General features: G+C 51.5%; 11 protein-coding genes. 4 read left to right on the top strand and 7 right to left on the bottom strand.

What is annotated here, in order from left to right:
- Positions 1-132 precede the first annotated feature (132 nt).
- The 6 genes from MKY59_RS15775 to MKY59_RS15750 all read right to left on the bottom strand — a co-directional run bounded on the left by MKY59_RS15775 (position 133) and on the right by MKY59_RS15750 (position 10,488).
- The gene (locus tag MKY59_RS15775; protein WP_236414300.1) at positions 133-420 is read right to left on the bottom strand and encodes a hypothetical protein; all 288 of its coding nucleotides are present in this window, start codon (positions 418-420) and stop codon (positions 133-135) included.
- A complete protein-coding gene (locus tag MKY59_RS15770; protein ID WP_339272207.1) occupies positions 407-2,209 on the bottom strand; it encodes a hypothetical protein in 1,803 nt (600 codons plus the stop codon). The genes MKY59_RS15775 and MKY59_RS15770 overlap by 14 nt, the downstream gene beginning before the upstream one ends.
- Before the next feature lie 4 nt (positions 2,210-2,213).
- Complete coding sequence (locus MKY59_RS15765; RefSeq protein WP_339272205.1) at positions 2,214-5,768, bottom strand: DUF4132 domain-containing protein; 3,555 nt, start codon at positions 5,766-5,768, stop codon at positions 2,214-2,216.
- 69 nt (positions 5,769-5,837) lie between these two features.
- Positions 5,838-7,016: a VWA domain-containing protein gene (locus MKY59_RS15760; RefSeq protein WP_339272203.1), complete on the bottom strand. Its 1,179-nt coding sequence runs from the start codon at positions 7,014-7,016 to the stop codon at positions 5,838-5,840.
- On the bottom strand, positions 7,001-9,400 hold the full coding sequence (locus tag MKY59_RS15755) for a DUF5682 family protein (protein WP_339272201.1): 2,400 nt from the start codon (positions 9,398-9,400) through the stop codon (positions 7,001-7,003). The genes MKY59_RS15760 and MKY59_RS15755 overlap by 16 nt, the downstream gene beginning before the upstream one ends.
- The gene (locus tag MKY59_RS15750; protein WP_236414290.1) at positions 9,388-10,488 is read right to left on the bottom strand and encodes an AAA family ATPase; all 1,101 of its coding nucleotides are present in this window, start codon (positions 10,486-10,488) and stop codon (positions 9,388-9,390) included. The genes MKY59_RS15755 and MKY59_RS15750 overlap by 13 nt, the downstream gene beginning before the upstream one ends.
- A 280-nt stretch (positions 10,489-10,768) precedes the next feature.
- On the opposite strand from MKY59_RS15750, the gene MKY59_RS15745 reads away from it, so the two are divergent.
- The 4 genes from MKY59_RS15745 (at position 10,769) to MKY59_RS15730 (ending at position 13,957) form a co-directional block, all read left to right on the top strand.
- Positions 10,769-11,962: a cytochrome P450 gene (locus MKY59_RS15745; protein WP_339272199.1), complete on the top strand. Its 1,194-nt coding sequence runs from the start codon at positions 10,769-10,771 to the stop codon at positions 11,960-11,962.
- Between the two features lie 44 nt (positions 11,963-12,006).
- Positions 12,007-12,156 carry a hypothetical protein gene (locus MKY59_RS15740; RefSeq protein ID WP_339272197.1) on the top strand — a complete coding sequence of 50 codons (150 nt, stop codon included), beginning with the start codon at positions 12,007-12,009 and terminating at the stop codon, positions 12,154-12,156.
- Positions 12,157-12,317: 161 nt separating this feature from the next.
- On the top strand, positions 12,318-12,602 hold the full coding sequence (locus MKY59_RS15735) for a metalloregulator ArsR/SmtB family transcription factor (RefSeq protein WP_236414284.1): 285 nt from the start codon (positions 12,318-12,320) through the stop codon (positions 12,600-12,602).
- Positions 12,603-12,778: 176 nt separating this feature from the next.
- Entirely contained in the window at positions 12,779-13,957 is a 1,179-nt protein-coding gene (locus MKY59_RS15730) for an MFS transporter (RefSeq protein WP_339272194.1), read from the top strand.
- 75 nt (positions 13,958-14,032) lie between these two features.
- Here MKY59_RS15730 and MKY59_RS15725 read toward each other — a convergent pair whose 3' ends face one another.
- Positions 14,033-14,788, bottom strand: coding sequence for a glucose 1-dehydrogenase (locus tag MKY59_RS15725; protein WP_339272192.1), 756 nt, complete (start codon positions 14,786-14,788; stop codon positions 14,033-14,035).
- Positions 14,789-14,901 lie beyond the last annotated feature (113 nt).

Raw genomic sequence — 14,901 nt, 5'->3', positions numbered from 1 at the left:
TAAGCCTCCTTTCTTATAGGGTTAAATGCTCAAACCGAATTCACTTTATATACGAATGAAACCTCGAATTTACTTAATGCCAACAAAAAAAGATTTACAGAGGATTCCTCCCCTGCAAATCTTTGATCCTGCCTATTTGTACGAGGATGGCTCTTGCAATCCAAGTCTCACATATTGGGTGATGCGGCAATACAGATCCAGGAGCTGAACCTCATCGCCATCACCCAGCGCCATTTTCCTCCCCTGATCCACGAGGTGACCCACTAACTCTTGCAGGAAAGACGCCTCAAAGCGCTTTACCTGTTCAAGAATCGCTTCCAGTACGTCAACATCCTTCATGCTGAATTGGGTCAGTCCCCGCAGCAGCATTTCTTCACCCCAGCTTTGGATTCGTTCCAATATGGCATTATATTCTTGCAAACCGTCCCATCCTTCCATAACCGGCATCCAGCTTCAGGTTGATCACCTGCTGCCCTTTCAGAAAACTGATGGGACGCAAGCGTCCGGCCTCGACACGCATAAATACGAGGAAATGTTCCAGCTTGGCGATGCCGTGCCCCGACTCCAGACGCTGGATCATCGTGCTCCAATCCTTGTCGTAAGGAAACGACAGATCGAGCAGTTCTCCGGTGTCGCTCTCTACCGTAAGCGTCAGCTCTTGCTTCTGTTTGTCATAGGCTTGATCGAAAATACGGGTGACTTTTACCAGAGCAAGCTGCTCCTGAGGCATGGAGAACAGTTGACACGATCTTGGCCCTCCACTATTCGAAAGGGCAGAAAACTCTTGTGTAAAGGGGCCAAAATCCATGTCTTCTACCGGCCTGCGTGTCAACAGTTTCAGCTTGGCTCCCTCTCCGGAGGAGAGTCTGCGATCTTCGTTGACCTTAATCCCGTGGAAACACAGCTCTTCGCCTGCAAATTGTCGGTAGCTTACGTTGGGCAGCCACGGAATCGTCGAACGGTAATGATCGTCGAACTGGAATTGCTGTTGGTCGTAATATACGGCGCGAACGTCGCTGAAGGTATAGATTTGCTGGTCCTGCAGCCCGTAAAAATAGTACGTGATCCCCCGATAACCCGACTGCGTCTCCCAAGCATCTGCCCCAAGTCCATATAGATGCAGATCAGGGACTGTATAATACTTGCTGCGAAAGCTGCCGATCAGCTGGCTTTGCTGCATGGTGGATACCTGTTTCTGTTCCAATACCTGCAGAGCAAGGTACAGCTTCGTGACCCGATCAAGCATGGTTGGCATGGAGAAACGAATATGCCTGGTCAGAAAAAGCTGCAGCTCCCCCTGGATTCCTCGCAAACTGCGTTCGATATCCGGCAGATTGCCGCTGTGGGCTGTGATCGCCAACGTTTCGAGCTGGGCCATGTACGATTCTGGCAAGCGGGCTAACCCTACCCGTAACATTTCCGCTAACATGCGACGACACTCTTTGACCGTCTCCAGCGAGAATTTAGCTTCATATGCCTTTCCGCCAAGCGTGTCCGCATCGTGAAGTCCGTGCTTCTTCCGATAACGAAGCAATGCTTCCAGTTTGGCCATATTCCCGGCAGCCTGTTTCACCTTGCATAGCGCTTTGCTTAAACCAGGTTCTTCCGTGAAAGAGACTTCGATGTTTTGCCGAACAAGCCGCACCGTGAGCAAGGAGTCATGAATGACTTCAATGTCTTCGGGATAACTCAGACGGAACATGACTTCTTCCAGGGCAGAGGCACTGTACGATCGGATCAATGCAAGCAAGTCGGCGTGCAGCATCCATTCGAACCGGGATCGCGACCGGGCTTCCGGGGCAACAGCGTTCTCTCGATCAGCCCCGTCAGTCGCCACATGAGTCTTAACCGATCCGGATTCCGCCTCCGTCAAGGCCTGTTCAGGATTAACGTCATGTGCTTTATCGGCAGGCACCTCGGCTGCGGCATGCGTCTGTTGGTAAAACAAAATGGAGATCAACACATGTTTGCACAAATGATCCGAAGGGCATGAGCAGTTCCAGTGATCCAAGGTGCTTTCCAAGGTGCACGTGATGCCGTCGCCCAGATGGCACGTTACGGCTGTCTCTCCCCATTCGTACTGCACGCTCACGCCTTGGGCAATGTCCTTCAAGGAACGCTTGTACAATCCTTTATTGGCATGGCGGATCAAATAATCTTCGGTACACAGCTCGACGAATGCCTGAAATTTCCGTTCAAATGACGTCACGTAATCAGCGCCCCGATGCTCTCAAGATGTCATACAACGTTTCACTAAACACGCGCCCCGGGACCTTGCCCAGAGAAATCGCTTTGTGGTCGCTGTAATAATATTGTTTCTGGTTCCCTGGGTTAAAGAAAATCAGGGATTCGAGCGTAATGTCTTCCATTCCTTCATAATACGTAATGCTTGTACCGCTGAATCGCAGCTCTGCAACAAGCTCGCCGTATTCTTTGTAAAATTCGTTAAACCAGCCGCCATCCATGGCAGGCCCCTTGATCCAGCCGTATTTCTCCAAAGCTTTCGGAAACGCCGTTGGTGAAAGGTCTGACTCCGGCAGACGATCATATTCGCTCTTCGCCTGATCTTCCTCGTCCACAACATGAATCTCGCGTTCAAGCTGGGCGAACGGCTGGCTGATCTCGTAATCCTCCAGCTGCGTCTTCCATGCGGCAATGTCGGATGCCTCCAATTCAAGCGGATGAACCAGACCAACCATGAAGGCAGGGTCCAATTCATATTCGTCTTCATCCACCGTATTAAACGTGCCGTCTTCCATATAGCGGAAGGTTGCTGCAAGTTCATTGTCCTCATACACGCCCCAAATTAAGCCTACCGCAAACTTTTGCATGATCACGTTATCGACGAACAGGTTTTTCCACTCCTCCGCCGTCCACAGACGCTGCTTGGACAACGATTCCTCCAAACGTTGAGACTGTATGGTGACCATGGCTTTAAGGTCTTTCTTCAATTGGGCAAAGCTGGCTTTCGCCTTGGCAGCAAGTTCCGGATCGTCTTTTTGCGCAGGCGCGGGCAGCGATTTGACCGATTTTCCGGTTTCTTCATTCCATACCGCAAGCTGCAAATCGCTGTTCACCTTGATCAAGAAGGTGCGTTCGCCATAACTGAGCCGCTGCGTCCCTTTTTCGTCAAAACCGAGTGAAGTAACCAGCCGATCCTCCAGCTGCTCCGTCGTCAGTCCCATATTTTCGGCGGCCAGCAGCAACGCTTCCTCTGCGGAACCCTTGACCTGGCGATTTTTCACGGTACGTTTGATCGAATCGATCGCCATTAGAGCGGCAGGAGCCTTCAAATAAGCCAATACTCTGACCGCATCGGCGGCAATCGCTCCCCGGCTCGACTCGGTCCATTCCTTGATTTGACGCTTGAAAATGGCAACGAGCTGCAAATCGCCGAACAGCACGGACAGATACATTACCCATTTCTCTTTGGCAGGCGCCCCTTCCTGAATCCAAAGCTGCAGCAATTCAACGGCGAAACGGGAGAGCGATTCCTCGGTGGCATAGGTACGTACTTCATTCAAGCTTTCATTCGGGGCGGCCGTATAGTCCATGGACTGAAGCAGTACATATTTTTTGATTCGTTCATCGAGCGGCGTTCCTTCGTGATCCATAAGATCAGGCAGATCCTTCAACGACAGCCAGTTCAAACGGGATACTTTTTTGGCATCGGCTTGGTCTGCCAGTGCGGCATGGGCGTGTACCGGACTCAAATCGGCGGCATCCAGCAGAATTTGAATCAATGCTCTCCACTCTGCGGATTTCTCGCTTTGTAGAAGCGTTTGATAGGCCGTTTTGGGATCAGGCAGCCCGCGAATGGCGTTCAACACCATTTCCTTGATGCCGGCCTTTTTCTCCGCACGATAGATGTGAATGTACAGCTCCGCATCCGGCGTGCGGTTGAAGCGTGACGTGGCGAGCGCATTGGCTTTTTTGGACGAATCCTGCAGTCCCAATCGAAGCGCCTGCGACAACTGCTCGACCGAAAGCTCTTGATCTTCCGCAAACGCAATTTCCAGCGCAAGCTGGCGCGTTTCTGCAGGCAGGTTTTTGTACTGTTTGAATGCAGCATCCAGATGGTTTCCGATGATCCGGGTATATTCATCCTGAGGCATCGATCGGTAGCTGTATTCACGAATGCCGTTCAATTGAAGCAAACTCGAAAGCAGGTTTTCATCGTCCACGTCCGGATCGTTGCTGTACGCATCAAGCAGCTTCTCTCCGCTGAACGCATAGGAGGAGTAGAGATCGGACAAAGCCTCCAACGTCCCGGTTTGGGGACGGGAAATCAGGATGGCAAACCGCCGCATCGCTTCGGAACGTACCGGCAGGAACGTAATTGCAATCAGGTTGGCAATACGTTTGGCATCCCGATTCAAATGGGTGAACAACCCGCGATTCAAGTTATCTTTCCAATAATCCTCGAGCGAGGTTTCCCCTTTCAAATATCGGGACATGTTCAGGCCGTGCCGGCCTCCGTCCGTTGGATGGGCGAGTGCGGCGAAGACGGCTTCTTCGATCGTTCCCGATCCGGACGGTAGCGAAATGTCATGCTTTTCAAGCACGTAGTGAATATATAATTTGAAATAAGCAGAGCGCGAGAGCGCATACGTGCGCTTTGCCCGCTCAGCGTCGGCCAACACGGCGGCTTCCAGCGACTGCCACGGCACAAAATAACTGTACAGATCCGTGCGCAGCTGCTCGATCAGCTGATAAGGCTCGTCCGTCGGGACCAATCCGCTCAGCAGCTCATCCACGTTTTTCGCGCGGTAATCCATCGCGAGCAGGTATTGACGCACCTCCAAAGGATAGATTTCGTGCAGTTCTCGCATCGACTCAAGCAAGACGAGGCTCAGCTCGTCTTGGTGCTCTAGAAATGCGTTCTTTCCCCCTTTGATGTTGATCACGTATAGCAAAGCGCTGCTGATCAGCAGCATCGTGGAATGGAAATCGCCGGCAGATACCCGATCTTTTTCCCGCAAAACCGTATCCGCATACTTTTCATCGATGAGTTGCTTGCGTTTGGATTCAAGGTATTCATGATCCAGCTCATACCATGATCGATTGTCCTTCGTCTGCATGTAGCCGACCACGAGCGGTTCGCACATCCGGTGCAAAAGCGTACGAAGCTCGGAAACATTTCCCGCGAAGACCGCTTGGAACAGTTCCGGCAAACCTTGATGGAACAGCTGAACCTGTGCGCCGTGCTGTGCATCGCCATTCAGGCCGGCATAGGCACGGAGCAAAAGAAGCGCGTTTACGATGTCATAACAGCTGTTGGATCGATTGGCTTTCTTTTGTTTCAGATGTGTCTGGATCGCTCCCAGCCTGCTTTTCAACTCATCCACGATTTCGCGCTCGCCCGCAAATGCACGAATTTTGTCCAGACGGGCAATAACAGGCCCCATCCGATCTTTGCCTTTGGTCTTGCCTCCCAATCCGTACGCGTTGGCATCGTCGCCAAGACAAACGGAAAAGGCATCCTGTCTCCACGAATTTCGGGAGTATCGGGACTCCAGATGAATGAGAATGGAGCCGGCACGGAAAAACACGTCTCCCGCATCCTTTTTGCCAATTTTCATGAGCGTTTCCATGCTGTAATAGGCATAGTGGCTCGATTTGCCCAACATATCCGGAAATTCGTCGGTATTGCCCATAATATAGTCATAGATGGAGCCGCTTCGATCCGTTTGTATCGAGTATTCCCGCGAACACTCGGTGGCGAATTTTTCGATCAAGGCCTCCACTGCACGATCTGCGGTTAACATCATACATGCCTCCTTTTAAATGTGTAGCTCTGGTTCATCCAAACAAATTTATACAAAAATTGCGTCCTTTCAGCTGATGATCTCTCCGATCCAATCTGCCAGCTCGTTCGGCGTAATGGCGGCAACGTGCGCTCCCATATTGGCGAGTGTCTGTGCGGCATGTTTGTTGTAGACGGAATCTCCGTTGAAATCAAGCGCCGTCAGCACCAGCAGCTTGCAGCCCGAATCCAGAATATCTTTGCAAGCTTTATACATGTGCTGGATCGGATAACCTTCCTCCAGATCGCTGACGAGGATGTAAATCGTTTTTCCGGGGTTATCGATCAACGTTTCACCATAACGCAGTGCTTTGGCAATATGCGTGCCCCCGCCAAGCTGCACGTTCATTAACAGATCCACCGGATCGTCGAGCCGGTCGCTGAGATCAACAACTTGGGTATCGAAAATGAACAGTTTGGTGCGCAGCGCATTGAGCCGGTAAAAAATGCTCGCCATCACTGAACTGTAGATTACCGAATCCAGCATGCTGCCGCTTTCGTCCACGCCGATGATCACGTTCCACTTATTGTGCGGTTGAATATTGCCGTCGAAATACAGCCGGTCTATGATGAACCTTCGATTGACGCGATCGACGTTTTTCAGGTTTTTGGTCACCGTTCGCTTGAAGTTCAGATTGCGCAGCGAGCGAACCGGGCTATGTGCATATCGCGAGCGTTTGCCCATAATGCTGGCGCGCGTTTGCGACTCCAGTTTTCTGCGCAAGTCTTCCACGACTTGCCGCACGATCTCTTTGGCGCTTTTCAGCACCTCGCCCTTCATGCGGCCTTTGAACTGCATAATGTTTTTGAGCAAGCCCATATTGGGTTCAAGCGACTCAAGCAATTTTTTGTCCGTCAACAGTTCGGTGAGTCCGTAACGATCCAATGCCTGTTTTTCCAAAATCTCGACCGTCTGTTTCGGAAACAGCTTCCGAACCTTATGCAGCCATTTGGGTACCGTCAGATTGGAAGGACCTCGGCCCCCTTCTTGCCGATAGCCCTGATCTTCCCCGTATTCGCGGCTGTATAAATAGTCCAGTATTTCATCCACTTCGTTATATTGGAAATGCTGCTCGTCAAACCCGTCAGCCTGGCATAAACCTTCGCTCGCCGATTCTCCGAGGATCAATCGCCAGCGATTGAGCGCTTCCGATGAACTGCGTTTCGCCGACTCGCCAGCGGCTTCATGCATATTCAGATCAGTTTCCATGCCTCAAACTCCTTTCGGATGGCTTCATCCCAAGCCTTTGCCTGTACCAGCACTCTTTCGTCCATAGCGGGAAGGGAAAGATCGTCCACCCGAACTTGGAAGAGGCCGGCTACCCGTTCCGCAATCAACGCAACTTCCATCGGCGTAAAAAACGTAAAGGCCAGGCGCAATTCGGGAACCATGCCGATAAAATCCTCCGTAGGCAGCTGCGCCACCAAATAGTTCAATTCCTGCAACAGCTCATCTTCATACAGGAATGCATCGCGCGAAATCGCAAAAACACCTTGCAAATACAGCGCGGTTTGCAGCATTTGCTCCGGTGTACCGCGAATATAAGACCGAGCGCGCTGGGCAATTTCCTGCTTTGGCCTGTCGCCGAGCCCGGAGGATATGGCAACGCAGACCCCTTCCAATTGAGGGGGAAGTCCCTGATCCATAAGCAGATCGTTCAAGTAGGAACGGAACGTTTCGTCCTCGAATGGCTGTTCGGCCGAGTCCGCCAGCATCGATAACAGCTTCAATCCCTGAATGATGGCAGCGTGCTCGTCCTGGTTCGTATGGGCTAGCTGCGGCAGCTTGTCCACCGCATTTCGATATGCCTCCACCACCAGCAATCGCAGCCCGTCATCATTTGCAATTCCGAGCAAGTGGCGATGCTGACGAATCCGGTTCAGCGTGTGCAGGCTGTCGCATAAAGAAAGGAAATGGCCGTCTTTGCGCAAAGCGGCGCGTACCTGACTGTATAACCGTTCGGCGGTATCCTGCAGCCCCATCAACAGGGCACGCAGCATGCGCTGGGCAAGCTCTCCGCTGTGATGATCAGGAATACCCTGCATCTCTTCTTCCATTTTGCGGGCTGCCGCCTCGCGAAGGGTGCCTCCATACAGCGAGCTTTCAATCAAACGGGCTTCAACGCGTGATGAATACGCATAGACCCACGTTTCACGAACCAGGTTCATATCGCGCCGGGCTACCCAATCCGGACCGGATTGCCGCTCCGCGAAATGCGGCACCAAGTATGTAACGCATTGAAAGAGCTGGCTTAATCGGCGATGTTCCGTTTTCGCATACAGATCCAACACCTTTTTATGCTGGCCCGTCGTTCCGATCTGGAGTTTTAGCTCTTTGCACCAAGCTTTAAAGTCTTCAACGATTGGAACGCTGAAAGGATTCGGTGCCACAGTGCCGATGGCATCTCCGGTCAGCAATTGCTGCAGTTCTTTCATAGGCTGTTCCGTCGCGAGCGTAAGCTCGCCCTTGATAAAGGCGGACAACGCCGCGTCCATGAGCTCATAGACCCCGCCTTCCGTTTTGCCTCGCAGCGCCGCCAGGTCCTGAATCATGCGATACGCTTCAATGGCGTCGCTTGTGGACACATGTTCATCGCGACTCCGCAGTTTGCGCGTCAGTTTGGCCAGCAAATCGACGGCGACTCGTTCGTATGGGCGGTTTTTCTTTCGCTGCAAATGTTCCCAGATCCATTCATAATAGCTGACGAAAGGCATGCCGCTGGCATAACCGTTCAACCGATCCGCCTCTGCATAGGTATAAACCATTGGGTAAATCTGATGCGATACGGGAGCTGTCTGAGGTAACGTATCTTGATGTGATGCTCCGCCGCCCGGTGCGGTTGCCGTCTCTATAAGCAAGCCATAGGTATGAAATCCTCCCGTAATCACCAGCACACGTTCATATGCGCCGGCGGCTTCCGCGATGTGCTCGCGCATCCGGGCTTCCCTTGCCAAATCGCCGGATGCCAGCAGCTGGCTCGGCGTATAGCACATTCTAGAACATGTGCAGTACGTAAATACGTCCAGCACAAATTCGCGCGTCGTTTTGGCCAAACCGCCGATCTCGAACACTTTCTCCCAAAGCTCGTCAAAGCTGCGGCAATTCGCCTTTTGACACAAGCGCTGAATGAACTCCGATCCGGCGAGCAATGTTTCATCCTGGCCCGACACTTCCCTTCGCTCCGATGTTTGTGTTCCGGCCAGGTGGTGGTAGTCCAGATCGATGAAACGGGCCGGGATGCCGCGCTTGGCTGCCTCCCTGATGGCCACGTACTCCGGAGAATAACGCAGCATCGGATAATAGCAAGCATCTCTGCCGTCTTCATTTTCGTACGTATAATACAGGCTGACCGGAGGAACTGTTGCTTCGTCTGCCAGGACGCCAAGCAGCGGGTTTCCGCTTTCCGGGCCTTCGATCAGGATCATATCCGGCTTATACAGATCAATCAGCTTCAATAAATGGTAGGAACAAGCAGGACTGTGATGCCTCACTGGAAAATACAAGGTTCCGCCGTCCGTATTGAACACGCTGGTCTCAAACAGACGCAGCAGCTCATCCATGTCCAAGCCGGACGCGGCGTTTACCCGATCCATTTTTTTTCCTCATAATACTGCTTCCAAATGCCTTCATCTTTGGAACGCTCCTTGACCACCTTGGAAAAATACGTTTTGAGCACGGACAAGTCCTTGTCGTTTTCCTTGGCGATCGTACCCAGCATGTTCTGCACCAGCCGGTCGAGCGCAATGTCCTTCCCTTCATAATAATGGGATGTCATCGCGCTCTGCACATAAACGGATACCGCTTCGGCCGTGCTCATGGAAGCCTGCGGCGTGTCCAGCTTGTACCCTTCGCGGCTCATGCCCGTGCGAAGCTCCATGAAGGTCGTCGCGAGCAGTTCCACCACGTCGGTATTGATTTCTGCCTCGATGCCGCTATGCATCAGCAGGCTGCGTGCCTGGGATTCGATGATTTTGGCTTCCATCTTCACGCTGTTGATCGGCTTGATCGTTTCAAAGTTGAATCGGCGCTTCAGCGCGCCGCTCATTTCGTTAACGCCTTTGTCCCGGATGTTCGCGGTGGCGATCACGTTGAAGCCCGGTTTGGCGAACAATACTCCGCCATCCAGTTCGGGAATGCTCATGACCTTGTCGCTGAGTATGCTGATCAGGCTATCCTGCGCTTCCGAAGGACAACGCGTAATTTCCTCGAAACGGGTCAGGATGCCTTTTTTCATTCCGTTATACAACGGGGATGGCACGAGCGCGGCTTCCGAAGGTCCTTTATCAAGCAGCATCGCGTAGTTCCACGAGTACTTGATCATGTCCTCCGTCGTGCCGGCCGTACCTTGAATGGTGTTCAGGCTGGTACCTGAAATGGCTGCGGTCAACAGCTCGCTCAGCATCGTTTTGGCCGTTCCCGGTTCCCCGACCAGCATGAGCCCCCGGTTTCCCGCCAGCGTCACCACGGCCCGCTCGATCAGCACGTCGTTGCCGTAAAATTTTCGCGTAATCGGCACCTGCTTGCCGTCCAGCACCGCCGGCTCGTCGCGCCCAATGATGAAGTCCCGCACATGCACAGGCGATAACAGCCAATTTGGAGGCCGCTTGCCCTTGTCTTCTTCCCGCAGTGCACGCAGCTGCTCCTCGTACAATGTTTCGGCCGGTGGTTTAATCATTTCCATCGTGAAGCTTTCTCCTCTCACATAACAGATCGTATGTTCTTATTGATGTTATATTAACATACTCCTTTTCAGCCTACAGGCATAAACGCCAAAAATGGTTGAAATGTCCTTCTTATCAGCATCTATACTAAGCCCTTGGACACAGATCCGCGTATAAATACGTAACAGAATTGTCCCTGTCCAGACCAATCCGGGATCATTCGTAGCAACATTTGCATATTGCCCAAGCATCTGGAAAAATAGAGTTGTATCCAAACGAGCAAAGAGAGGGGATATTCATTTGAGCAATCAGCCTGGTTCGAATTATTCCGATTTCTTCACGCCCGAATTCACCCGGAATCCGTATCCCGTTTATGCAAAAATGAGACAACAGGAACCCGTTTTTCGCATCTTGTTCCCCGATGGGCAATACGTCTGGCTTATCACGCAATATGAAGATGCGGTACAAGTGCTTAAAGATCCGCGATTCAGCAAGGACGTGGTCAAACGATACGGGGCGGAACACGCAACCATGATGACGAATAACATGCTGTTCGCCGACCCGCCCGACCATCGACGCCTGCGAGGACTCGTGCAAAAGGCATTTACGCCTAAACTCATTGCGGACATGCGCGATCACATCCAGGACATTGCCGACGACTTGCTCAACAATCTGTCATCCACGGAACGCGTGGACTTGATCGACGAATATGCATTCCCGCTGCCGATTATCGTCATTAGCGAAATTTTGGGCGTACCCTTGGAGGATCAGGACAAATTCCGGGTCTGGTCCAATGCCATCATTGACGCAAACAGCGCCGAGCATGCGGATACGTTTCAGGAGCATAGCGAGGCATTCAGGGCTTATTTGACCGAATGGTTCGCCAAAGTACGGAAGGAGCCAGGAAAGGATCTGATCAGCCAGCTTGTAGCGGCAGAGGAAGCGGGCGAGAAACTGTCCGAAGAAGAGCTGCTTGGCGTTGTCGCCCTGCTCATCATTGCCGGCCACGAAACCACCGTAAACCTGATCGGCAACGGCGTTCTTGCTTTGCTGGAACATCCGGAGCAGCGCGATCTGTTGATCAAGCAGCCGGAGTTGATCCATCAAGCCGTCGAAGAAATGCTGCGTTATAATGGCCCCGTGGAATTCAGCACAACGCGTTGGGCCTTGGAAGATATTGAATTTCGCGGACAACATATTGCCAAAGGAGAGATTGTCATCGTTGCGCTGGATTCGGCCAATCGGGACGAAGCACGCTTCAGCGATGCAGACCTGTTCGATATCACGCGCGAGAAGAGCCCGCATTTGGCTTTCGGAACAGGCATTCACCTTTGTCTCGGAGCGCCGCTCGCCCGCCTGGAAGGGGAAATCGCCATTGCAACCTTGTTGAAACGATTTCCGCACATGCGTCTTGCATCCGACGTGGATTCGCTGGAATGGCGGGCAGGTCTGATTGTAAGAGGGGTAAAGGCCCTCCCTATTCAACTAAGCTAGAAACAGAAACCGATCTTTCAACAACAAACCCGGAGCCGGCAGCGTTGTCTGTGGATCAACAAGCGCTTGAGCACAGGCTGATCGAACTTATTCGCGCTGGCAACACAATCAGGGCTATCAAGGAATTGCGCGAGGCAGGAAGGCTGTCGCTCAAGGATGCCAAGGATGTTGTTGAAGCTCTTGAACGAAACTAAATAGTATCACCCCTACTCCCTGCGGAAATCCTTACGCTCTTGGCATGCATCCTTGCTGTCTAAGACGAATTTTCAGCAGGGAGTTTACATTTTCATCGTTCCATGCTATCTTATTTCTATATTCCTAGAAATAAGAAATAAAGATGAAGGGACTAACCATAATGGTGAATAACCCGATTGATATGGAACAAGCCGTGAAAATTCATAAAGCGTTGGGTGAGCAAACACGGTACAAAATCGTTCAGATCTTGTCCGGTGAAAGCAATCTTTGTCCTGCCGATCTGGAGAACCGCCTTGTCACGGTGGCCCTTTCCACCTTGTCTCATCATTTGAAGCAGCTGTCCGATTGCGGCTTGCTTACATCCCAAAAAAAAGGAACCTATATCTACTACAGCCTGAATACAGACACCGTACAGCGGTATGCTCCCTATCTGTTAAACAGCTAAAAATTTTGATCGTTATTTCTATAAAACTAGAAATATCGAAAATAGGGCTGTTCGGATGAACATCAGCATGTTAGCTCACTCAATGCATTCAATGGATGGTATAACGGTTTTTCTTTGTCTTTATTTCTATATTTCTAATAATATCAAAAAACTATTATCGAAAGAGGTTGATCTTGATGTCTAAACAGCTGAAAATCGTTGTTCTCGCTTTGGTCAGTTTTCTTGTCGGCACTTCCGAGTATATCATTGCCGGCATTCTGGATCGCATCGCCGCCACGATGCACATCTCACTGATTGCTGCCGGTCAGCTGATTACCGTATTTTCACTCGTTTACGCCCTCGGTACTCCAGTGATCATCGCCCTGACTTCCCGCTTCGATCGGCGAAAATTGCTGCTTTATTTCCTCGGTCTTTTCGTCATCGCCAATGTGCTAGCCTTCCTGCTGCCAGGATACGAATGGTTTATTGCTGCCCGTATTCTGATGGCGCTTGGCGCCGGAGTGGTTGTCGTTACCGCGCTAACCGTCGCTTCCAAAATCGCCCCTGAGGGTAAACAGGCCAGTGCCATTGCTACGGTCATTACCGGCTTCACCGCTTCCCTGATCGTGGGTGTGCCTTTGGGAAGGCTCGTTGCCGCCTCATGGGATTGGAAACTCGTTTTTGCAGGGATTGCGTTCCTTGGCCTATTATCCATGCTGGTTATTGCATCAACCATTCCGCCATTGGAAGCCGAAGCTCATGTTCCATTGAAAAAACAGTTGTCCCTCTTGAAGCAGCCCCGAATCGGCTTGGCCCTGCTTGTGACCTTTTTCTGGCTGGGCGGTTATTCGATCACCTATACGTACATTTCGCCGTATCTGATCGAAATCTCCGGCATGAGTGAAGCCCTGTTAAGCACCACCTTGCTTGCCTTCGGCATTGCAAGTCTGATCGGCTCGAAGGCAGGAGGTTACAGTGCAGACCGTCAAGGCGTAAAACGCACGCTGCTTGTGGGAATGGCTCTGCATGTGTTTAGCCTTGCGATGTTAAACTGGACATCCCACTCTTCATTCGCCATCGTAGCCGTACTTATTTTGTGGTCTTTTGCGGCCTGGTCGTCCGGTCCGACTCAACAATATCATCTCGTTACGATGGCTCCTGAATCCTCCAGCATCATGCTCAGTCTGAACAGCTCCGTTATGCAGCTCTCCATGGCTGCAGGTGCCGGTATTGGGGGGATTGCCGTCAGCGCCATATCGTTATCGTCCATCACCTGGATCGGTGCAGCCGGAGTCGCCATTGCTTTTGTGGTGGTTGGGGTCTCCTATCGATCCGCACACAGGAAAGTAACTTCAAATGCTTCAAGTGCCGCATAAGGAACAATAATCACTTGGTAATAAGAAAAAGAGAGGCTCTGTCACATACAGCGCCTCTCTTTCTTTGTTCATCCATTATTGTGCCGTTACGGCACCATCAATGGGATATACAGCACCGTTGATGTACGGAGCTTCGTCTCCAAGCAGGAAAGCAACCAGGTTCGCGATTTCTTCCGGCTTGCCGAGGCGTCCCGAAGGGATGCTGTCAACGGTAGCCTTGAACACCTCCGGGTTGTCCTTGCCGAATTGCACAACCATTGGCGTTTCGATCGTTCCCGGCGCAATGGCGTTTACGCGAATTTGATCTTTGCCGTATTCGATAGCCGCCGTACGTGTCAGACCAACCACGCCATGTTTCGTCGCCGCATAAGGAGCCACGGCGGGTACGCCGACTACGCCTGCCGTTGAGGCGGTGTTGACGATCGAACCGCCGCCCGTTTTGAGCATTTCGGTAATGACATATTTCAATCCGTAAAATACGCTTCTCAAGTTAATGTCGATGATTTTGTCAAACTGTTCAATCGTGTGCTCGATCAATTTGACGCCTGGGCCCGCGATTCCGGCATTGTTAAAGAACATGTCGATGCGTCCGAACTCATCGATCGTTTTTTTTACGTAGTTTTCCACGTCCGCAGCCTTGCTTACGTCTGCCTGGACGAAAATGGCTTTTCCGCCAAGTTCCTTGATTTGTTTAACCGTTTCCTGACCTGTCTCTTCTACGAGATCAACGACAACGATGGATGCTCCCTTTTCCGCCAGCTTCAACGCGGCAGCTTGTCCCAAACCGCTTCCTGCTCCAGTAATGATAGCTACTTTTCCGGTGTGACTCATGTTGATCTCCTCCATGTCTGTACGTTTTTCGTCATCGGATGGTTAAGTCGATTTGAAGCAGCTCAAACATAACCTATGTAAGATAAAAAAGTATCCTTCCTGACTTACTTATT

Origin of the sequence: Paenibacillus sp. FSL W8-0426 (genome assembly GCF_037969725.1) — a bacterium.
Classification (GTDB): Bacteria; Bacillota; Bacilli; order Paenibacillales; family Paenibacillaceae; genus Paenibacillus; species Paenibacillus hubeiensis.
This window is presented reverse-complemented; position numbering and strand designations above follow the sequence as displayed.